Below are 21,413 nucleotides of genomic sequence, written 5' to 3'. Positions count from 1 at the left end.
AACGGGACGCACACACACCAAGAAAATAGGGAGATAGGAATGCCCGCTGTCACCGGCAAACTTGCGGCCGCGTCACTGGCGCTTGCGCTCGTTGCGGCCTCGGCCTCCACTGCATCGGCCCAGAAGAAATACGATACCGGCGCGACCGACACCGAGATCAAGATCGGCAACATCATGCCCTACAGCGGACCGGCCTCCGCCTACGGCATCATCGGGCGGACCGAAGCCGCCTATTTCAAGAAGATCAACGAAGAGGGCGGGATCAACGGCCGCAAGATCAACTACATCAGCTATGACGACGCCTATTCGCCGCCGAAGACGGTCGAGCAGGCGCGCAAGCTGGTCGAGAGCGACGAGGTGCTGTTCATCTTCAACTCGCTCGGCACGCCGCCCAACTCGGCGATCCAGAAGTACATGAATTCGAAGAAGGTGCCGCAGCTGTTCGTCGCCACCGGCGCCACCAAGTGGAACGATCCGCAGAACTTCCCCTGGACCATGGGCTGGCAGCCCAACTACCAGAGCGAGACGCAGATCTACGCGAAGTGGCTCTTGAAGAACAAGCCGGACGCCAAGATCGCCGTGCTCTACCAGAACGACGATTACGGCAAGGACTACCTCAAGGGCCTGAAGGACGGCCTGGGAGCCAAGGCTGCCTCGATGATCGTGATCGAGGAGAGCTACGAGACCTCCGAGCCGACCATCGACAACCACATCGTCAAGCTGAAATCGACCGGCGCCGACGTGTTCATGAACATCACGACGCCGAAATTCGCGGCGCAGGCGATCAAGAAGAATTCCGAGATCGGCTGGAAGCCGCTGCACTTCCTCAACAACGTCTCCGCCTCCGTCGGCAGCGTGATGAAGCCCGCCGGCTTCGAGAACGGCCAGGACATCATCTCGGCCGATTATCTCAAGGACGTGTCCGATCCGGCATGGAACAATGACGCGGGCATGAAGGAATTTCTCGCCTTCATGACCAAGTACTTCCCGGAAGGCGACAAGCTCGACAAGGGCACCATCGTCGGCTTCGCCGTGGCGCAGACGGTGGTTCAGGTCCTCAAGCAGTGCGGTGACAATCTCACGCGCGAGAACATCATGAAGGAGGCCGCCAACCTAAAGAACTTCCGCACCGAGGCGCTGCTGCCCGGCATCCAGATCAACACCGGGCCGAACGACTTCGCGCCGATCAGCCAGCTCCAGCTCGAAAAGTTCAAGGGCGAACGCTGGGAGCTGTTCGGCGACGTGATCAGCGCCGACGCCGGCGGCTAGCCGTCCAGCAACATCCAGTTGCGCGAAAGGCCCCCCGCGAGACCATCGCGGGGGGCCTTTTTGTCGCGCGGCGATTATGATCACGCGATTGCACAATCGAATGATGGTAAACCCTGCTTACGCTTTCGCGCATGATACGGTAGGCAGGTGAACGGCGAGTTCGCCGCCATCGCTTCAGTCTGCTCAAGGCCATCGTCATGACCGACCGACGTCCCCTGCTCCGCGCGCTCTACGACGCCGCCGTTGCCGCCGCGCATCCGAGTACAATTCTGGCGCCGCATCTGCGGCCGGCCCCAAAAGGACGCGTGATCTGCCTCGCCGCCGGCAAGGGCGCCGGCGCGATGGCCGCGGCCGCCGAGCGGCATTATCTCGACACGCTGAAGCTCGCGCCGGAGCGGCTGGTTGGCATCGCCACCACGCGCCACGGCTACGGCGTGCCGACACGCCGCATCCGCGTGGTCGAAGCCGGCCATCCCGTGCCCGATGAAGCCGGCCTCAAGGGCGCGGCCGACACGCTCGCGCTCGCGGGCGAGGCCGGGCCCGACGACCTGCTTCTGGTCCTGCTCACCGGCGGCGGCTCGGCGAACTGGATCGCGCCGGTGGACGGCATCAGTTTCGCGCAGAAGCAGGCGGTCAACAAGGCGCTGCTGCGTTCGGGCGCGCCGATCGGCGAGATGAACGTCGTGCGCAAGCATCTCTCGCTCATCAAGGGCGGGCGGCTGGCGCGCGCCGGCAGGAACGCCGCCGAGATCGTCACGCTCGCGATCTCCGACGTGCCGCATGACGATCCCTCCGCGATCGCCTCCGGCCCTACCGTGCCCGATCCGACCACGCTGGCGGATGCGCGCGCGATCGTGGCCAGGTACAAGCTCGATATCGACGATGCCGTGCGCCGCGCGCTCGACAATCCCGATAACGAAAGCTGCAAGCCGGATGATGCCGCCTTTGCGCGCGCATCATTCGAATTGATCGCGCGGCCCAAGCAGTCGCTCGACGCCGCGGTGAAGCTCGCGAAAGAGGCCGGCTACGAGACGATCGATCTCGGTGCCGATCTCGAAGGCGAGGCGCGCGAGGTCGCCGCCCATCATGCCGGACTCGCGTTGCAGGCGCGTGCGCAGGGCAAGCGCATCGCGATCCTCTCCGGCGGCGAGCTCACGGTCACCGTGCGCGGCCAGGGGCGCGGCGGTCCGAACCAGGAATACGCGCTGGCGCTCGCCGGCCTCTTGAAGGACACGGCCGGCATCTCCGCGCTCGCGGGCGACACCGACGGCGCCGACGGCGGCGCCGGCCACCCTACCGACCCCGCAGGCGCGCTGATCGACGCGGCCACGTTTGCGAAGATGAAGGCGCTGGCACTCCAGCCGCAGGCCTATCTCGACAACAACGACGCGACGACGTTCTTCGAGGCAACCGGCGATCTGCTGATGCCCGGCCCGACGCTGACCAACGTGAACGACATCCGGGTGATTTTGGTGGATTGAACGAGCGCTTCTCGCTCCGCTGCGTTCCCTCCCCCCTTGCGGCAGGGCTATCGCATGTGGTGTGCATGATGCGGCGGCATCGGCACTCGGCTCCCTCTCCCGCTTGCGGGGGAGGGCTGGGGTGGGGGTGTCTCCGCGTCGGGATTGCCAGGGATTACGGAGAACGTCCCTGCGTGGCGAGAGCCCTCACCCGCCGCGCTCGGGACGATGCTTCGCATCGCCCGGGGCGCGTCGGCCTCTCCCGCAAGCGGGAGAGGCGGAGCAAACCCGCGGACAATCCTCGTGAAATTCACATGCGATAGCCCTGCCCCGCAAGGGGGGAGGGAGCGGAGAGAGCGTGCGGTTAAGCCCAGCTCAAAACTCGTTGGCGATCTTCGAGAGCATCTCGATCAGGGCTTCGCGGTTGGCCTGGCCGAGCAGGTCGTTCAGCCGCGCCTCGTGCTTGGTGGCGACGAGCTTTTTCGCCCGCGTCAGCACAGCCTTGCCCTTGTCGGTCAGGACCAGGATATGCGAGCGGCGGTCGTTGGTGGAACGGATCCGCGCACAAAGGTCGCGGCTTTCGAGATTGTCGAGCATGGCCACGAAATTCGGGCGCAGGATGCCGAGGGTGGAGGCGATCTCGGTCTGGTTACGCCCCGGGTTCTTCTCGACCAGCAGCAGCACCGAGAACTGCGCGGGGGTGAGCTGGAGCGAGGCCATGCAGCGCAGGAAGTTCTCGAACACCTTGAGCTGCGCCCGCTTCAGCACATAGCCGAGCTGTTCGGAGAGCTCGCCGAGCTGGAGGGCATCGGTAGAGCCCTGGCCCTGGGCCTCGGCCGCGTCCTTGCGGCCCTTGGCCGAGTCAGCCGGTTTTTCTGAAGACTTTTCAGCGGTTTTGGAAACGGTCATCGCCTCGTGCTCGTAATCCCGCTAAATTCGGGGCGGGTCGCCCGCCACCCTTGAAGTTATATTTGATAATTGTTATGCACCATATCAAATATCGTCAGCGTATTTCAATGGCTGTGAGGGACCATCCACCGCGATTGCGGAGACCGGTCCTTAATCTTTGAGGGGGAGCGTCCGGTCTTGAACACCACTATCATGCTGTTCCTGGTGCAGGACGGCATCACCAATGGCGCGATCTATGCGCTGCTCGGCCTCGCGCTGGTGCTGGTGTTCGCCGTTACCCGCGTGATCCTCATTCCCCAGGGCGAGTTCGTTACCTATGGCGCGCTGACCTATGCCTCGCTGGCCGCGGGCCAGATGCCGGGCACGGCAAAGCTCGCGCTCGCCCTCGGCATCGGCGCCTTCGGCTTCGACCTGTTCGTGGCCCGCAAGGCGCTGCATGGCCGGCTGATCCTGCGCAGCGTCCTCACCAATATCGTGCTGCCGGCCATCGTGCTGGCGCTGACAATCTACTTCGCCGCCCAGAAGCCGCCGGTGGCGGTCTGCATCGCGCTGTCGCTGGTGATCGTGGCGATGATCGGCCTGTATCTCTACCGCATCGCGTTCCAGCCGCTGGCGCACACCTCGGTGCTGGTGCTGCTGATCGCCTCCGTGGGCGTCCACCTCGCGCTGCAGGGACTGGGCCTGCTGTTCTTCGGCGCCGAGGGCCAGCGCGGACCTGCCGTGCTGTCCGGCTCTTTCACCGCCGGCGCGCTGCGCTTCACCGGCCAGAGCATCACCGTCTACGCCATCACCATCGCCTTCATCGTCGGGCTCTGGCTGTTCTTCGGCCTGACGCTCTACGGCAAGGCGCTGCGCGCGACCGCCGTGAACCGGCTAGGGGCGCGGCTCGCTGGCATCCGCACCACGCTGTCGGGGCAGATCGCCTTCCTGCTGGCGTCCGTCATCGGCGCGCTGTCGGGCATCATGATCGTGCCGATCACGACGCTCTATTACGACAGCGGCTTCCTGATCGGGCTGAAGGGTTTCGTTGCCGCGATCATCGGCGGTCTCGTCAGCTACCCCCTCACCGCCGTCGCCGCGCTGGTCGTCGGCATCGTCGAGGCGTTCTCGTCCTTCTACGCCTCCAACTACAAGGAAGTGATCGTCTTCATGCTGCTGATCCCCGTGCTGCTGCTGCGCTCGCTCGCCGCGCCCGCGGTCGAGGAAGAGAAGGACTGACGCTAAGATGCAGAGCCGGCTCCCCATCCTCGTCTTCGCGCTTGTCATGGCGGCGATCCCGTTTGTCCCGGGCATGCCGCCGTTCTGGATCGTGCTGCTCGACAATATCGGCCTTGCCGCCCTCGTCGCGATGGGCCTCGTGCTGCTGACGGGCGTCGGCGGCCTGACCTCGTTCGGACAAGCCGCCTTCGTCGGCTTTGGCGCCTACACCACCGCGGTGCTGTCGACGAGCTACGGCCTGTCGCCCTGGCTGACGCTGCCGTTGTCGCTCGTGGTCAGCGGATCGCTGGCGGTGCTGCTTGGCCTCGTCACCGTCCGCCTCTCCGGCCACTATCTGCCGCTCGGCACGCTCGCCTGGGGGCTCGGCCTGTTCTATCTCTTCAGCAAGCTGGAGTTTTTGGGCCGCAACGACGGCATCTCGGCGATCCCGCCGCTGTCGATCGGCGCGTTCAAGATGCTCTCGCCCGGCTCGATCTACTACGCGATCTGGGTCGCCGTGATCCTCTCGGCCCTGCTCACGATGAACCTGCTGGACTCCCGCACCGGCCGCGCCATCCGCGCGCTCAGGCGCGGCCATGTCGCCGCCGAGGCGTTCGGCGTGCACACGCCGCGGGCAAAGCTGCTGGTGTTCATCCACGCCGCGGTGCTAGCCGGTCTCTCCGGCTGGCTCTATGCCCACCTTCAGCGCGCGGTGAACCCGACGCCGTTCGGCGCACAGGCCGGTATCGAATATCTCTTCATCGCGGTGGTCGGCGGCGCCGGCTATGTCTGGGGCGGCGTGCTGGGCGCGGCGATCGTCGTGGTCCTGAAAGAGGTGCTGCAAAGCTATCTGCCGCTGCTCCTGCCGGGTTCCGGCCAGGTCGAGACCATCGTGTTCGGCATCATGCTGGTGGCGCTGTTGCAACTCGCGCCCGGCGGCGTCTGGCCCTGGCTGATGTCGTTCCTGCCCGAGCCTACTCGCGGCAGGAAGCCGGACACCTCGCTGAAGCTGGAGCAGCGCACCCGCGCGCCCGGCGAAGCCAGCGTCCTGCTCCAGGTCGAGAAGGCACGCAAGCAATTCGGCGGCGTGATCGCGGTCAACAACGTTTCCTTCGAGGTCCAGGCCCGCGAGATCGTCGCGCTGATCGGGCCGAACGGCGCCGGCAAGAGCACGACGTTCAACCTGATCACCGGCGTGCTGTCGGCGACCTCGGGCTCGATCTCGGTGCTCGGCAAGAGGCTCGACAACGCGCCGCCGCAGGAGATCGTCAAGCTCGGCATCTCCCGCACCTTCCAGCACGTGAAGCTGGTCCCCGACATGACCGTGCTGGAGAACGTCGCTATCGGCGCGCATCTGCGCGGTCATTCGGGGCCGATCTCCTCCATGCTGCGGCTCGACCGCGCCGACGAGGCAAAGCTGCTCGCCGAGGCCGCACGCCAGATCGAGCGCGTCGGGCTTGCCGACCAGATGCACCAGCTCGCAGGTTCGCTCTCGCTCGGCCAGCAGCGCATCGTCGAGATCGCGCGCGCGCTGTGCGTCGATCCGATGCTGCTGCTGCTCGACGAGCCGGCCGCCGGCTTGCGCCACATGGAGAAGCAGCAGCTTGCCAGGCTGCTGCGCGAATTGCGCGACGGCGGCATGAGCGTGCTGCTGGTCGAGCACGACATGGGCTTTGTCATGAACCTCGCCGACCGCATCGTCGTGCTCGATTTCGGCACCAAGATCGCGGAGGGCACGCCCGCCACGATCAAGACCAATCCCGAAGTGATCAAGGCCTATCTCGGAGTGGCGGCATGAGCGCGCTGTTGTCCGTCACCGACGCGCATGTCGCCTACGGCAAGGTCGAGGCCGTGCGTTCGGTCTCGCTCGAGGTCGGGGCGAACCAGATCGTCACCATCGTCGGCGCCAACGGCGCCGGCAAGACCACGCTGCTGTCCGCCATCATGGGCATTCTGCCGCTGAAGGGCCGCGTCGCCTTCGCAGGCCAGGACCTCGCCCGGCTCGACATCGAGGACCGCGTCGCGATGGGCCTCGGCCTCGTCCCGGAGCACCGCGAATTGTTCGTGACCATGAATGTCGAGGACAATCTCGAGCTCGGGGCCTTCCGCATCGAGCGGAGCAAGTCGAAGGCCTCGATGGAGCGGGTCTACACGCTGTTCCCGCGGCTGAAGGAGCGGCGCAAGCAGCTCGCCGGCACGCTCTCCGGCGGCGAGCAGCAGATGCTCGCGATGGGCCGCGCGCTGATGGGCGAGCCGAAGCTCCTGATGCTGGACGAGCCGAGCCTCGGTCTCGCCCCGATCATCGTCGCCGACATCTTCCGCATCGTCACCGAGCTGCGCACCGCCGGCGTCTCGGTGCTGCTGGTCGAGCAGAACGCGCAGGCCGCGCTCAAGATCGCGGACCAAGCCTATGTGATGGAGCTCGGCGAGTTCGTGCTCAGCGGCAAGGCCAGCGACATCGCCGCGAACGAACGCGTTGCGGCGAGCTATCTCGGCTTCCAGCACGAAGGCGCGAGCGTTCTGTAGGTCCGAGGCGTCGCCACGAACTCAACTGTCATCGTCCGCGAAGGCGGACGATCCAGTACTCCGAGAAGACTGTGGTCGAATCGATAGGTCGCGGCGTACTGGATGCCCCGCCTCCGCGGGGCAGGACACCGAAGAATACGACGAGATTCGCACCTAGATGCTCGCCACCTTCTCACCCCTCAACGCCGCCACCTCCGCTTCCAACTCGGCGATCCGCTGATCCCTCGCCGCCAGCGCGGCCGCGACATCCGTCGCATCGAACTTCTGCGGAATGTGCTGCGGGCAGTTGGTGTCCCAGGCCGCGATCTTGAACAGGATCACCTGCTCCGGCCGCGCGCGATATCCCTTCGGCATCAGCGACGTCGTCAGCGCATCGTCGTCCTCCACCACGCGCGCCTCTCCCCAGATCTTCACCCGGCGGCGGTGGGCGTAGTCCATCACGAAGATGTAGGCCTTGGGATTTTCGGACAGGTTGCCTTGCGTGATGTACTGCCGGTTGCCGGCGTAGTCCGTGAAAGCCAGCGTCTGCTTATCCAGCACCTTCAAAAACCCCTTCGGGCCGCCGCGGTGCTGGATGTAGGGCTGGCCACCGGCCGAGGCGGTGGCGAAATAAAAGCTGTTGGCGTCGGCCAGGAACCCCGCGAGGTTCTCATCGACCTCGGTGCGCCAGCCGCGCTGCTCGGCATGGGCATAGCCTTCGCGCGATCCCTTTCGGGTCTGGATCGATTTCACCGCCGGCGTGAACGCCACGTCGCTGGCGTAGGTGAGGGTTGCCGTCATCGGAACATCTCCTGGAATCCCGGCGCATTTCTGCGTCTTTCGGCGATTAAATTGGACCTTTCGGCGTCTAAAACAATCCGCCGGCTTGACACTTCATCATTGCAATATATGCAATAATGCCATGGACCGCCTGGAAGCCATGCACGTCTTCGTCACCGTTGCCGATCTGCGCGGCTTTGCGCCGGCGGCGCGCAAGCTGCACCTGTCGCCCTCGGCGGTGACGCGGCTGATCGCGGCGCTGGAAGAGCATCTCGGCGCCCGGCTGTTGCAGCGGACCACGCGGCAGGTGACGCTGACCGATGTCGGCACACGCTATCTGGAGCGCGCGCGGCGCATTCTCGCCGATGTCGAGGAGGCCGACGGCTCGGCGCGGGAAGAGCGTAACCGGCCGAGCGGACGTCTGGTGGTGTCGGCGCCGGTCGGCTTCGGCCGGCTGCATGTCGGGCCGGTCATGACCGCCTATCTCAAGCGCTATCCCGAGGTTGCCGGCGAATTGCGGCTGTCCGACCATCTCGTCAATCTCGTGGAAGACGCCGTCGATGTGGCGGTGCGGATCGGCCATCTCGCCGATTCGTCCCTCGTCGCGCGCCAGGTCGGCGAGATGCGGCGGATCGTGGTGGCCGCGCCCGGCTATCTGAAGCGCCATGGCGAACCGAAGACGCCGGAAGCGCTCGCCTCGCACCAGACCATCCAGTTCGGACCATCCGCCAGCTGGCATTTCATGCAGGACGGCCGCGACATCGAGGTGACGACGAACCCGCGCTTCACCAGCAATAGCGCTGACGCCGCCCTGCAATATGCCGAGGCCGGCGGCGGCGTCACGCGGGTGCTGGCCTATCAGGCCGCCGAGGGCTTGAAGCGCGGGCGGCTGAAGGTCGTGCTGGCGAAATACGAGCAGCCGGCGCTGCCCATCCATGTCGTCTACCCGACCTCGCGCCTGCTCTCGGCCAAGGTGCGCGCGTTCGTCGATCTCGTGGTGGAGACGGCGGAGTGGAGGTTTGGGTAAAGGCGGTCATTCCGGGGCTCGCAAAGCGAGAACCCGGAATCTCGAGATTCCGGGTTCGATGCTTTCGCATCGCCCCGGAATGACAGCTAGCCCTTCTTCGGCACCACCCGAAACGTTCCGCTGGCGCGCGCGATCACGGTGGCGTCGGCCTTGACCAGGCACTGCGCGAAACAGATCGTGCTGCCGGTCTTGATCGCCTCGCCCTCGACCGCGAGCCATTGGCCGATTTCGGCGGCGCCGACAAAGTCGACCGACAGCGAGATCGTGACGAAGGACGTCGTCCAGCCGGTCGCCTGTGCGCAGCTGTAACCCATGGCGGCATCGGCGAGCGCCGCGATCAGTCCGCCATGGATGAGCCCGCGCGCGTTGGTGTGCGGCTTGGCCAGGCGCAGGCCGATGATCACGGCCTTGTCGGCCTTCTTCGAGTAGAGCGGCTCCCAGGGATCGGTGAGCGGGGCTTTGCGGAAATGCGGCTCGAAGCCGGCGGGAATGTCGGTGGCGGTCATGGCTGTCTCGCGTTGCTGGTTGCCAGCATTGAACGCGATGGGCGTGGCGGACGCATCACCTACAAAGTTTTAAACGGAATTTGCGGGGGTGTTTGAAACGGGCGGCGGCGTTGCGAGAAATGCAACGCCCGTAGGGTGGGCAAAGGCGCAACGCGCCGTGCCCACCATCTCCCCACAAACACAAAGCTGGTGGGCACGCTTCGCTTTGCCCACCCTACGGCACTTCTCTAAAACGGCAGCCCCACATAATTCTCCGACAGCGACGACATCGCGGCCTGCGACTGCGTGACGTAGTCGAGTTCGGCGAGTTGGATGCGGGCGCCGATGGCGCCGGTGTCGGGGAATTTGTGCAGCATCGAGGTCATCCACCAGGAGAAGCGCACCGCCTTCCAGACGCGCGCCAGTGCCTTGGCGGAATAGGCGTCGATGCCGGCGCTGGACTTCTCGTCGTAGAATTCGCGCAGCGCGCTCGACAGATAATGCGCGTCGCTGGCCGCAAGGTTCAGTCCCTTGGCGCCGGTCGGCGGCACGATGTGGGCGGCATCGCCGCACAGGAACATTTTGCCGAAGCGCATCGGCTCGGCGACGAAGCTGCGCAAGGGGGCGATGCTCTTCTCGATCGAGGGACCGGTGACGAGGCTGTCGGCGGCCTCCTGGTCGAGCCGACGCTTCAATTCGTCCCAGAAGCGGTCGTCGGGCCATTGGTCGACATGGTCGTCCAGCGAGCACTGCACATAGTAGCGGCTGCGCTTCATCGAGCGCATGGTGCAGAGCGCAAAGCCGAGGGCGTGGTTGGAGTAGATCAGCTCGTGGCTGACCGGCGGCGTCTCGGAGAGAATGCCGAGCCAACCGAACGGATAGACCCGCTCGAACTCCTCGATCGCCGAGGCCGGAACGCTGGCGCGGCTGACGCCATGAAAACCGTCGCAGCCGGCGATGAAATCGCAATCGAGCGTGTGGGTGACGCCGTCCCTGACCCAGGTTACGCGCGGGTGACTGCCGTCGAAATCATGCGGTCGCACGTCCTTGGCCTCGTAGACCGTATCGAGGCCGGCCGCCTTGCGCGCGTTCATCAGGTCGAGCGTGACCTCGGTCTGGCCGTAGATCATGACCGTCTTGCCGGTCGCGGCCTTCATGTCGATGCGATGACGGCGGCCGGAAAAGGCCAGTTCGATGCCCTCATGCACCAGGCCTTCCGCGTGCGCCCGCGCGCCGGCGCGCGACCTGGTCGAGCAGCGCGACCGTTCCCTCCTCCAGAAGACCGGCGCGGATGCGGCCGAGCACGTAGTCCGGGCTCTGCCGCTCCAGGATGAAATTGTCGATGCCGTAATCGTGCAGCAGTTGCCCAAGCAACAATCCAGCCGGCCCGGCCCCGATGATTGCGACTTTTGTCCGCAATACTTGTTCCTCCCGATCCTATAGGCTTTCGTCGCGGCTCGCTTGTCGCGATGATCCGCGCAAGTTAATTATATCATATAACGGTTGGGCAAAAGGGGAGTGCTGGTCGCGCTAGCAGCGACAAATCCATGCAACATGGCTGACGTACAGGACGCGACAACGTGCGCGCCAATTCCGGCTTGAACGCGCCGGCCAATTAGATAACATGTTAAATAACGAGACCGGGCCATCGAAGCCCGCCGTCGAAAACAGGGAGAGACGTGTGATGAGGAAAGCCTGTCTGGCTTTGTTGCTCGCAGCAAGCGTGACGCCGGCGTTGGCGCAGGACAAGACCTTCGACTTGAAGATCTCGCACTGGGTGCCGGCATCGCACCCGCTGCAAAAATCGCTGGAAGACTGGGTGGCCGCGGTGAACAAGGATTCCGGCGGCACCATTACGGGCAAGGTGTTTCCGGCCCAGCAGCTCGGCAAGGCGTTCGATCATTACGACATGGCGCGCGATGGCATCGCCGATGTCACCTATGTCAATCCCGGCTATCAGCCCGGCCGCTTCCCGATCGTCGGTGCCGGCGAATTGCCGTTCCTGATCTCGGATGCCAAGGGCGGCTCGATGGGGCTCGACGCCTGGTATCGCAAATATGCCGAGAAGGAGATGAAGGACGTCAAATACTGCCTCGCCTTCGTCCACTCGCCCTCCTCCTTCCACTCCAAGACCAAGAAGATCGTGATGCCGGAGGACGTGAAGGGCCTGAAGATCCGTCCCGCGCACGCCACCATGGCGAACTTCGTCACCTCGCTCGGCGGCACCAATGTGCAGTCCTCCGCGCCCGAAGTGCGCGACATCATCGAGCGCGGCGTCGCCGACGGCGTCACTTTCCCATGGGGTTCCCTCGTGCTGTTCGGCATCGACAAGGTGACCAAGTACGACATGGAGGCGCCGCTCTACACCACGACCTTCGTGTTCGTGATCAACAAGGACAAGTACAATGCGATGTCCGACAAGCAGAAGGCCGCAATCGACAAGAACTGCTCGGTCGAGATGGCCGGCGTGGTCGGCGAGCACTGGGGCAAGTTCGAGGACGCGGGCGTCGACAAGGTGAAGGCGGAAGAGGGGCACGAGGTCTACAAGCTGACACAAGAGCAGACCGCGGCCTGGAAGAAAGCCGCCGAGCCGCTGGTCAAGACCTGGGGCGACGGCGCCAAGAAAGCGGGCGCCGATCCGGACGCCGCGCTGGCCGATTTGAAGGCCTCGCTGAAGAAGTACAACGCGCTGGCGGAGTAGCGCTTCGTTGAAACAGATGCGGCGGCGAAAGACATCTCGCCGCCGTCATTCTGCAAGTGCGCTGTTAGGAGCGCACGACGCTTCCTCCCCCTCTCCCCGCCTGCGGGGAGAGGGTTGGGGTGAGGGGGAGTCTCCGCGGGGACGGTGAAAGTTGGACTCGCGGAGAGCCCCCTCACCCGGAATCCGCGCTTGCGCGCGCATTCCGGCCTCTCCCCGCAAGCGGGGAGAGGCGAACGACCGCCTTCTGAGCCGAGAGCGAGAATGACATCACACAGGACACACCCATGAAGCGCGCCTGGATGGATCGCTTTATCGACACGATCGAATGGATCGCGGCCGGCTTCGTCGGCCTCGTCGCGCTCGACATCTTCGTGTCGGTTCTGCTGCGCAACACGCTGAACTATTCGATCCCCGACAGCTTCGACATCGGCCGCATGCTGCTCGGCATCCTGATCTTCTGGGGCATCGCCGCGACCTCCTATCGCGGCACCCACATCACGGTCGACCTGGTCTGGGGCAATGTCGAGCCGCGCTATCAGCGCTGGATCGACGTGTTCGCCACCCTGGTGCTGCTTTTCGTCGTCACGGTGCAGACCTGGACCCTGTTCGACAAGGTGCGCGGCACCTACAACGACAATGTCCAGACCTTCGACATGCACATGCCGACCTGGCCGTTCTTCGCGATCGCCTGGATCGGCGACGTCTCCGCCGTGCTGCTGATCGCGATCCGCACCTACCGGCTGATCTTCCATCCCGAAGAAATGCACGACCCCAAGCTGAAGGCGACGGAGTAATCATGAGCACCGATGCCGTCGCCGTAATCGGCTTCGTTTCCCTGTTTGCGTTGATGCTGCTGCGCGTGCCCGTCGGCATGGCCATGGGCCTCGTCGGCGTCTCCGGCTTCTCCTATCTGGTCGGCGCCACGCCGGCGCTGAAACTGGTCGGCCAGACCTCGATGCGCACGGTCACCGACTACACGTTCGGCGTCATCCCGATGTTCCTGCTGATGGGCTCCTTCGTCAGCAATTCCGGCATGAGCCGCGAGCTGTTCCGCGCCGCCAACGGCTTTGTCGGACATTTGCGCGGCGGGCTCGGCATCGCCACCGTCGGCGCCTGCGGCGGCTTTGCCGCGATCTGCGGCTCCTCGGTTGCGACCGCCGCGACCTTCTCCGCCGTCGCCTACCCCGAGATGCGCCGCTTCGGCTATCCGCAGTCATTCGCCACCGGCGTGATCGCGGCCGGCGGCACGCTCGGCGCGATGCTGCCGCCCTCCACCGTGCTGGCGGTCTACGGCATCATCACCGAGCAGGACATCGGAAAACTCTTCATCGCCGGCATCATTCCGGGCCTGCTGGCGATGACCATGTACATGATCACGATCGCCCTGATCGGCTATTTCCGGCCGGACTTCCTGCCCAAGGGCAAGGTGCTGCCGTGGCGCGAGCGCTTTGCCGGCCTGAAGGAGATCTGGGCCCCGGTCCTGCTGTTCGTCTTCGTCATCGGCGGCCTTTACGGCTTGCCCTTCCTGCCGCGCTTCACGCCGACGGAAGCCGGCGGCGTCGGGGCCACCGGCGCCTTCATCATCGGCGTCGTCACCGGCCGGCTCGACCGCGAGAAGATCCTGGCCTCGCTGCTCCAGGCGACGCGCACCGCCGCCGCGGTGTTCACCGTGCTGATCGGCGCGCTGATCTTCGGCTATTTCCTCACGGTGACGCAGACGCCGCAGAAGGTGACGGAATTCCTGACCGGCCTCGGCCTCGGCCCCTACGGCGTGCTGGCACTGATCATGGTGATGTATCTCGTGCTCGGCTGCCTGATGGACGCCATGGCGATGATCATCCTCACCGTGCCGATCATCTTCCCCGTCATCATGCATCTCGGCTTCGACCCGATCTGGTTCGGCGTCATCATCGTGATGACCGTCGAGCTCGGCCTGATCCACCCGCCGGTCGGCATGAACGTCTTCGTCATAAAAAGCGTGGTGAAGGACGTCTCGTTCTCCACCATCTTCAAGGGCGTGATCCCGTTCGTGGCGACGGACCTGGTGCGGCTGGTGATCCTGATCGCCTTCCCGCTGCTGGCGACGTGGCTGCCGACGCGGATGATGGCGCACTGATGATGGATTGAATGCGGGCTCTCGCCGCAACGGCGGTGATCTCCCTCGCCCCGCTTGTGGGGAGAGGGCTGGGGTGAGGGGGAGTCTCCACGGGGACGGTGACAGTCGGGCTCGCGGAGACTCCCCCTCACCCGGAATCCGCGCTACGCGCGCATTCCGGCCTCTCCCCGCAGGCGGGGAGAGGCGAAGACACCGGCGCCTTCTGACCGTGTGACCGTTGGAGTGACACATGACCCCCACCCTCGACACCAAATACGTCTTCACCATCACCGCCCGCATCGGCGACGTCGTCACCGCCGGCGAGACCGGCGTCGGCGTGCGCCGCATCATTCCGATCATCGGCGGCGAGGTGAAGGGCGCGGTCACCGGCAAGGTGCTGCCGTTCGGCGCCGACTTCCAGACCATCCGTCCCAACGAGCTGATCGACCTCGAAGCGAAATACGCCTTCGAGACCGCCGACGGCGCCATCGTCTATGTCGAGAACAAGGGCATCCGCTTCGGCCCGGTCGAGCTGCTGCAAAAGCTCAAGCGCGGCGAGCCGGTCGATCCGAAACTGATCTATTTCCGGACCGTGCCGCGATTCGAGACCGGGCATGAAAAGTATCGCTGGCTGATGGAGCACATTTTTGTAGCTTCAGCCGCACGCCACGCGGACCGCGTCGTGATCGACGTCCATCAGGTGATGTGAGGAATCGGTCTTTGACCCGGGGCGAACCTGGTTCAGAATGTGATCTGCACCAAGTTGTGCAGACCACGGGAGTCCCACCATGTCTCTTATGGCTTCCAGCGAACCAGCCCCCCAACACACCTTCGACTCCGCCGAAATGGGCGCCATCGCTCATCTCTACCGCGGCGAGGTCTATCGATCGACGATCTGGCGAACGCGGCTCGACAACACGACCAATTGGGCGATCGTCACGATGGGCATCGCGCTGTCGACGACATTTTCGAGCCCGGAGGCTTCGCCTCTACCACTCGTGCTCGTCGGACTGCTCCTTGCCGTGTTCCTTGGTATGGAGGCGCGGCGTTATCGCTATTTCAATGTCTGGCGTGCCCGGGCTCGTTGGCTGGAGAGGAATTTCTATGCGCCAATCTTCACCGGTGAAGCGCACGACGATAGCTGGAAGGCCGTTCTCGCGCGCGACTACACTGCGCCTCGCCATCACATTTCATTTGTCCGCGCTACCGGACGGCGGTTGCGTCGCAACTACGTCTGGATATTCGCCATCCAGGCGACAGCCTATTACGGCAAGATTGCAATCCATCCGACGCCTGCAATGACCTTGACGGAACTTATCGATCGCGCCGCCGTCGGACCGATTCCCGGCTGGGTCGTTCTGATCGTAGGCTTTGCCTACAATTTCGGGTGGCTGGCGTTTGCGCTTGGCACGATGTGGCTCGACCGACGCGAGCATGGGACCAAGGGCGACCAGGTGGCGATGGGCTGATGACATCGGCGGCTACCCGTTCCCCGGGGGAGCCGAGACGAGCGTAGCTGCCCCGACGCCAGGGAGGACCTCCCTTGTTGACTCCTTGTAAATTCGTTATACAACATAACTATTCTGATAAGGACGCAAATGACACAGGGAAACGCCGAGACCGCTGACGCGGGTGCCTCCGGGCTGTTGAGGATCGAGCGGGCGGACAGGGTTCTGACCGTGGGCCTGAACCGGCCCGCCAAGCGCAATGCGCTCAATGACGGCATCATCCTGGAAATCGGCGAGTGCTTTGCGTCCCTGCCCGAGGATATCGGCGCGGTCGTCATCCACGGCATCGGCGACCATTTCTCCTCCGGCCTCGACCTGTCCGAACTGACGGAGCACGACGCGACCGGCGGGCTGCTCCATTCGCAGATGTGGCACCGGGTGTTCGACCGCATCCAGTATAGCCGCGTGCCCGTGATCGCCGCGCTCCGGGGTGCCGTGATCGGCGGCGGGCTGGAGCTCGCCTGCGCCGCCCATATTCGCGTCGCCGAGCCCTCGACCTATTTCGCGCTGCCGGAGGGGCAGCGCGGCATCTTCGTCGGCGGCGGCGGCTCGGTGCGGCTGCCGCGGCTGATCGGCGTTGCCAGGATGATGGACATGATGCTGACCGGCCGCGTCTATAGCGCGACCGAAGGCGCCTCCTACGGCTTTGCGCAATATCTGACCGAAGCCGGCAACGGGCTCGGCAAGGCACTTGAGCTTGCGACCAAGATCGCCTCCAACGCGCCGCTGACGAATTTCGCCGTGCTCCAGGCGCTGCCAATGATCGCGGAAGCCAATCCGCAGACCGGCCTGTTGATGGAATCGCTGATGGCCACCGTCGCCCAGAGCGACAAGGAAGCAAAGCGCAGGATCCGCGAATTCCTCGAGCACAAGACCGCCAAGGTGAAGCCAAAGTCATGAGTGCACAGCCGTCCTCTTCCGGCACGGAGCGCGGCGCAAGCACTTTCCCGCTGCGGCCCATTTCGTTCGGCGATCCCGTCGTCAATATCGAACGGCGTGAGGACGGGACGATCTACCTGCGGCCGAAGCAGCCGCTCGGCGACTATCCCGTCCGCATCACCGACCGCCTGCATCATTGGGCGACGACGACACCGGACCGCGTCTTCATGGCGGAGCGCGAAGGCGGCCGCGGCTGGCGCAAGATCACCTATGCCGAGCTGCTCACCGCGAGCCGGCACATCGCCTCGGCGCTGATCCAGCGCGGCTTGTCGGCGGACCGGCCGGTGGTCATCCTCTCCGGCAATTCGATCGACCATGCGCTTTTGGCTTTCGGCGCGTTCTATGCCGGCGTTCCATTCTGCCCGGTATCGCCGGCCTATTCGCTGGTGTCGAAGGATTACGGCAAGCTCTCCTATCTGATGAAGCTCTTGACGCCCGGCCTCGTCTTCGCCGAGGACGCCGACAAGTTCTCAGATGCGCTCGCGGCCAATGTTTCGCTCGGCACCGAGATCGCCGCCTCCTACGGCCATGTGACGGGCCGCGACGTCACGCTGCTCGCCGACCTCATGGCGACGCCGATCCGCGGCGATCTCGACGGCGTCCACGGCAAGATCGGCCCCGATACGATCGCGAAATTCCTGCTGACGTCGGGCTCGACCGGCAATCCCAAGGCCGTCATCAACACCCAGCGCATGATCTGCGCCAACCAGGTGATGCTGCGCGAGACCCTCGCCTTCCTCAAGGACGAGCCGCCCGTCATCATCGACTGGCTGCCCTGGAATCACACTTTTGGCGGCAACCACAATATCGGCCTGACGCTCTACAATGGCGGCTCGATGTATCTGGACGCCGGCAAGCCGATGCCCGGCGGCATCGAGGAAACCGTGCGCAATCTCCAGGAGATTTCGCCGACGGTCTATTTCAACGTGCCGAAGGGCTATGAGTCGCTGCTGCCCTATCTGCGCGACGACCAGGGCCTGCGCGCGAAATTCTTCGACCGGCTGCATGCGATGTTCTTCTCGGGCGCGGCGCTATCGTCGTTCGTCTGGGACAGCCTCGACGAGCTCGCGGTGAAGGAAAAAGGCTATCGCGTGCCGATGCTGACCGGCCTTGGCGCGACCGAGACCGCGCCGTTCTTCATGTCGGTCAATCCGCGCACCAGCCGCTCCGGTCATGTCGGCCTCCCCGTCTCCGGCAACGACGCCAAGCTGGTGCCGAACAACGGCAAGCTCGAGGTCCGCGCCAAGGGGCCGAACGTGATGCCCGGCTACTGGCGCCAGGCGGATATCACCGCAAAATCCTTCGACGAGGAAGGATTCTACAAGTTGGGCGACGCGCTCAAGCCTGCCGATCCCGATGATCTCAACGCCGGCTTCGATTTCGACGGCCGCGTCAGCGAGGACTTCAAGCTCGCGAGCGGTACCTGGGTCAGTGTCGGCCCCTTGCGCGCGCGCTTCGTTGCGGCCTGCGCACCGCTGGTGCGCGACGTCGTCATCGCCGGCATCAACCGCGACGAGGTCTCCGCGCTGGTCGTGCTCGACCTCGACGGCTGTAGGCTGGTCAACCCGACGCTGCCGGCCGACGACCTCGTCGTCGCGACGCGCGACCGGCTGGTGCGCGAGGCCTTTCGCGAGCGCCTGACCCGTTTCCTCGGCTCGGCCACCGGCTCCTCGACGCGGATCACGCGGGCGATCCTGATGGATACGCCGCTCTCGATCGACAAGGGCGAGGTCACCGACAAGGGCTCGATCAACCAGCGCGCGGTGCTGGAGCATCGCGGCGCGCTGATCGACGAGCTCTACGCTGCCAATCCATCGGACCGTGTGATATCGGTCGGCTAAGAAACCATCGCTACAGGAGAACGCCATGTTGTTGAAGGATCAGGCAGCCATCGTCACCGGCGGCGCATCGGGGCTGGGCGCGGCGACCGCGCGAAAACTGGCGGCGCAGGGCGCCAAGGTCGCGGTGTGCGACCTCAATGCCAAGCTCGCCGAAACCGTCGCCGCCGAGATCAAGGGCGTGGCGGTGACCTGCGACGTCTCCGACGCCGCTTCCGCTGAAGCTGCGATCGCGCAGGCGACCAAGGCCCACGGCCCCGCGCGCGTGCTGGTCAACTGCGCCGGCATCGGCGTGGCAAAACGCGTTGTCGGCCGCGACGGCCCGATGGCGCTCGCCGATTTCGACAAGGTGATCAAGGTCAACCTGATCGGCACCTTCAACATGCTCCGCCTCGCCGCAACCGAGATGTCCAAGCTCGAGCCGCAGGCGACCGGCGAGCGCGGCGTCATCATCAACACCGCCTCCGTGGCCGCCTATGACGGCCAGATCGGCCAGTCGGCCTATTCGGCCTCGAAGGGCGGCATCGTCGGCATGACGCTGCCGATCGCGCGCGAGCTCGCACAGTTCGGCATCCGCGTGCTGACGATCGCGCCCGGCCTGTTCCTCACCCCGCTGCTCGCGAACCTGCCGCAGGAAGCCCAGGATTCGCTCGCGGCCGCGATCCCCTTCCCGCGCCGGCTCGGCAATGCCGACGAGTTCGCCGCGCTCGCGCTGCACATGGTCGAGAATTCGTACCTCAACGGCGAGGTGGTGCGCCTCGACGGCTCGCTGCGCATGGCGCCGAAGTAAATTCATGAGCGATATTGCAGCAGCGTCCTCGACCTTACCTCTCCCATTGGGAGAGGTCGGCGCGCAGCGCCGGGTGAGGGGCTTTGCACTATCGAGAGACCGGACCCCCTCACCCGAATTGCTGCGCAATTCGACCTCTCCCTACGGGAGAGGTGAGAGCCGGCCCCAACGAGTACCAACCACATGTTCGTGAACCGGCGCGACGTACAGATCCAATGGGGCGATTGCGACCCCGCCAACATCGTCTATTACCCGCGCTATTTCAGCATGTTCGACGATTCGACCTCGGTCCTGTTCGAGAAGGCCGGCTTCTCGAAGCAGGACCTGGTCCACAAATACGGCCTGGTCGGTATCCCCATGGTCGACACGCGGGCCAAGTTCTACATCCCCTCGACCCATGGCGACTGGATCACCATCGAGACGAAGATCGAGAGCATCAAGCGCTCGAGCTTCGAGGTGAAGCACAACGTCTACAAGACCGCCGATCTCGCCATCGAGGCATTCGAGACCCGCGTCCTGGTCGGCCGCGACCCGGCCAATCCGGAGAAGCTGAAATCGGCACCGTTTCCGGCGGAAATGGTGACCAAGTTCACGGGAAGTTAGATCGGGGAGCTAAATCGCCGCATCACCAAAAGAGGGGGCTGAATTACCCCCCGATTTCTGCTTTCAAAGAAACACGTCAAGGGAGGAACAATAGATGAAACGCTTTTACCTGACCGCCGCGATCGCCGCGGCGACGCTTGCCCTGCCGGCCCTGCCCGCGCTGGCGCAGACCAGCGAAATCACCATCGGCATCACCACCACCACGACCGGCCCGGGCGCCGCCCTCGGCATTCCCGAGCGCAATGCGCTGGAATTCGTGCCGAAGGAGATCGGCGGCGTGCCGCTGAAGGTGATCGTGCTCGACGACGGCGGCGATCCCACCACCGCGACCACCAACGCCCGCCGCTTCGTCACCGAATCCAAGGCCGACATCATCATGGGCTCGGCGCTGACGCCGCCGACCATCGCGGTCTCCAACGTCGCCAACGAAGCCGGCATTCCGCATTTCGGCCTCGCGCCGTTCCCGATCACGCCCGAGCGCATGAAGTGGTCGGTGGCGATGCCGCAGCCGATCCCGATCGTGGGCAAGGTGCTGTACGACCACATGAAGTCGAAGGGTGTGAAGACCCTCGGCTATATCGGCTACTCCGATTCCTACGGCGACCTCTGGTTCAACGACCTGAAGGCGCAGGCCGTGCCGATGGGCATGACCATCGTGGACGAGGAGCGCTTCGCCCGTCCCGATACGTCGGTGACCGGACAGGTGCTCAAGCTCGTCGCCGCCAATCCCGACGCGATCCTGGTCGGCGCCTCCGGCACCGCGGCCGCGCTGCCGCAGACCGAGCTGCGCGAGCGTGGCTATCAGGGCCTGATCTACCAGACCCATGGCGCCGCCAGCATGGACTTCATCCGCATCGCCGGCAAAGCGGCCGAAGGCGTGCTGATGGCCTCGGGCCCCGTCATGGACCCCGAGGACCAGCCGGACGAAGCCGCCACCAAGAAGCCGGGCCTCGCGCTCAACTCGGCCTATGAAGGCAAGTACGGCCCGAACAGCCGCAGCCAGTTCGCCGGCCATTCCTATGACGCGTTCGAGATCCTGAAGCGAGTCATCCCGACCGCGCTGAAGACGGCCAAGCCCGGCACGCCGGAATTCCGCGAAGCAATCCGCCAGGCGCTGCTGTCAGAGAAGGAATTGGCGGCGAGCCAGGGCGTCTACAACTTCACCGAAAAGGACCGCTACGGCCTCGACGAGCGCTCGCGCATCCTGCTCACGGTGAAGAACGGCAAGTACACGCTGGTGAAGTAAGCGCTGCGACAGTTTCGAGACGACGAGAGCCGGCCCGATGGGCCGGCTCTTTTCTTTTGGC

The 21,413-nt window shown here is 64.8% G+C and carries 19 protein-coding genes and 1 pseudogene; 16 read left to right on the top strand and 4 right to left on the bottom strand.

Features of this window, described 5'->3' with window-relative positions:
• Positions 1-39: 39 nt before the first annotated feature.
• Positions 40-1,269 carry an ABC transporter substrate-binding protein gene (locus ACVWW6_RS11385; protein ID WP_011090553.1) on the top strand — a complete coding sequence of 410 codons (1,230 nt, stop codon included), beginning with the start codon at positions 40-42 and terminating at the stop codon, positions 1,267-1,269.
• Between the two features lie 197 nt (positions 1,270-1,466).
• Positions 1,467-2,750 carry a glycerate kinase type-2 family protein gene (locus ACVWW6_RS11380; protein ID WP_456680748.1) on the top strand — a complete coding sequence of 428 codons (1,284 nt, stop codon included), beginning with the start codon at positions 1,467-1,469 and terminating at the stop codon, positions 2,748-2,750.
• 354 nt (positions 2,751-3,104) lie between these two features.
• On the opposite strand, the gene ACVWW6_RS11375 is transcribed toward ACVWW6_RS11380, so the two are convergent.
• Complete coding sequence (locus ACVWW6_RS11375; protein WP_011090555.1) at positions 3,105-3,638, bottom strand: MarR family winged helix-turn-helix transcriptional regulator; 534 nt, start codon at positions 3,636-3,638, stop codon at positions 3,105-3,107.
• A 177-nt stretch (positions 3,639-3,815) separates the two neighbouring features.
• Between ACVWW6_RS11375 and ACVWW6_RS11370 the strand changes: the two genes are divergently transcribed.
• From ACVWW6_RS11370 to ACVWW6_RS11360, 3 genes are read left to right on the top strand one after another with little or no spacing between them, the layout of a single operon-like run.
• Positions 3,816-4,856 carry a branched-chain amino acid ABC transporter permease gene (locus ACVWW6_RS11370; RefSeq protein ID WP_028173794.1) on the top strand — a complete coding sequence of 347 codons (1,041 nt, stop codon included), beginning with the start codon at positions 3,816-3,818 and terminating at the stop codon, positions 4,854-4,856.
• 7 nt (positions 4,857-4,863) lie between these two features.
• A complete protein-coding gene (locus ACVWW6_RS11365; RefSeq protein WP_011090557.1) occupies positions 4,864-6,633 on the top strand; it encodes a branched-chain amino acid ABC transporter ATP-binding protein/permease in 1,770 nt (589 codons plus the stop codon).
• Positions 6,630-7,361, top strand: a complete 732-nt coding sequence (locus ACVWW6_RS11360; protein WP_011090558.1) for an ABC transporter ATP-binding protein — start codon at positions 6,630-6,632, stop codon at positions 7,359-7,361. Before ACVWW6_RS11365 ends, ACVWW6_RS11360 begins: the two co-directional genes overlap by 4 nt.
• Before the next feature lie 153 nt (positions 7,362-7,514).
• Here the strand turns inward: ACVWW6_RS11360 and ACVWW6_RS11355 are convergent, their stop codons facing one another.
• The gene (locus tag ACVWW6_RS11355) at positions 7,515-8,141 is read right to left on the bottom strand and encodes a pyridoxamine 5'-phosphate oxidase family protein (RefSeq protein ID WP_456680747.1); all 627 of its coding nucleotides are present in this window, start codon (positions 8,139-8,141) and stop codon (positions 7,515-7,517) included.
• Between the two features lie 121 nt (positions 8,142-8,262).
• Between ACVWW6_RS11355 and ACVWW6_RS11350 the strand changes: the two genes are divergently transcribed.
• Positions 8,263-9,147: a LysR family transcriptional regulator gene (locus ACVWW6_RS11350; protein ID WP_161536847.1), complete on the top strand. Its 885-nt coding sequence runs from the start codon at positions 8,263-8,265 to the stop codon at positions 9,145-9,147.
• An 86-nt stretch (positions 9,148-9,233) separates the two neighbouring features.
• Here the strand turns inward: ACVWW6_RS11350 and ACVWW6_RS11345 are convergent, their stop codons facing one another.
• The gene (locus tag ACVWW6_RS11345) at positions 9,234-9,653 is read right to left on the bottom strand and encodes a PaaI family thioesterase (protein ID WP_271552628.1); all 420 of its coding nucleotides are present in this window, start codon (positions 9,651-9,653) and stop codon (positions 9,234-9,236) included.
• 227 nt (positions 9,654-9,880) lie between these two features.
• Positions 9,881-11,051 (bottom strand): annotated as a pseudogene (pobA, locus tag ACVWW6_RS11340) (4-hydroxybenzoate 3-monooxygenase).
• Between the two features lie 265 nt (positions 11,052-11,316).
• On the opposite strand from pobA, the gene ACVWW6_RS11335 reads away from it, so the two are divergent.
• The 10 genes from ACVWW6_RS11335 (at position 11,317) to ACVWW6_RS11290 (ending at position 21,352) form a co-directional block, all read left to right on the top strand.
• The gene (locus ACVWW6_RS11335; protein WP_011090563.1) at positions 11,317-12,333 is read left to right on the top strand and encodes a TRAP transporter substrate-binding protein; all 1,017 of its coding nucleotides are present in this window, start codon (positions 11,317-11,319) and stop codon (positions 12,331-12,333) included.
• A 284-nt stretch (positions 12,334-12,617) separates the two neighbouring features.
• Positions 12,618-13,127, top strand: coding sequence for a TRAP transporter small permease (locus tag ACVWW6_RS11330; RefSeq protein ID WP_011090564.1), 510 nt, complete (start codon positions 12,618-12,620; stop codon positions 13,125-13,127).
• Positions 13,128-13,129: 2 nt separating this feature from the next.
• Positions 13,130-14,449 (top strand): TRAP transporter large permease, encoded by a 1,320-nt coding sequence (locus ACVWW6_RS11325; protein WP_028173789.1) that lies wholly within the window; start codon positions 13,130-13,132, stop codon positions 14,447-14,449.
• 229 nt (positions 14,450-14,678) lie between these two features.
• Positions 14,679-15,137 (top strand): DUF3237 domain-containing protein, encoded by a 459-nt coding sequence (locus tag ACVWW6_RS11320; protein ID WP_161536849.1) that lies wholly within the window; start codon positions 14,679-14,681, stop codon positions 15,135-15,137.
• A 79-nt stretch (positions 15,138-15,216) separates the two neighbouring features.
• Positions 15,217-15,897, top strand: coding sequence for a DUF2270 domain-containing protein (locus ACVWW6_RS11315; RefSeq protein ID WP_456680746.1), 681 nt, complete (start codon positions 15,217-15,219; stop codon positions 15,895-15,897).
• A 129-nt stretch (positions 15,898-16,026) separates the two neighbouring features.
• On the top strand, positions 16,027-16,836 hold the full coding sequence (locus ACVWW6_RS11310; RefSeq protein WP_011090568.1) for a crotonase/enoyl-CoA hydratase family protein: 810 nt from the start codon (positions 16,027-16,029) through the stop codon (positions 16,834-16,836).
• Entirely contained in the window at positions 16,833-18,716 is a 1,884-nt protein-coding gene (locus ACVWW6_RS11305) for a feruloyl-CoA synthase (protein ID WP_456680745.1), read from the top strand. The genes ACVWW6_RS11310 and ACVWW6_RS11305 overlap by 4 nt, the downstream gene beginning before the upstream one ends.
• A gap of 25 nt (positions 18,717-18,741) precedes the next feature.
• A complete protein-coding gene (locus tag ACVWW6_RS11300; RefSeq protein WP_011090570.1) occupies positions 18,742-19,503 on the top strand; it encodes an SDR family NAD(P)-dependent oxidoreductase in 762 nt (253 codons plus the stop codon).
• Between the two features lie 183 nt (positions 19,504-19,686).
• Entirely contained in the window at positions 19,687-20,106 is a 420-nt protein-coding gene (locus ACVWW6_RS11295) for an acyl-CoA thioesterase (RefSeq protein WP_011090571.1), read from the top strand.
• 94 nt (positions 20,107-20,200) lie between these two features.
• Positions 20,201-21,352 (top strand): ABC transporter substrate-binding protein, encoded by a 1,152-nt coding sequence (locus ACVWW6_RS11290; protein ID WP_011090572.1) that lies wholly within the window; start codon positions 20,201-20,203, stop codon positions 21,350-21,352.
• Positions 21,353-21,413 lie beyond the last annotated feature (61 nt).

It is taken from the genome of Bradyrhizobium sp. USDA 3311, assembly GCF_054062495.1.
This window is presented reverse-complemented; position numbering and strand designations above follow the sequence as displayed.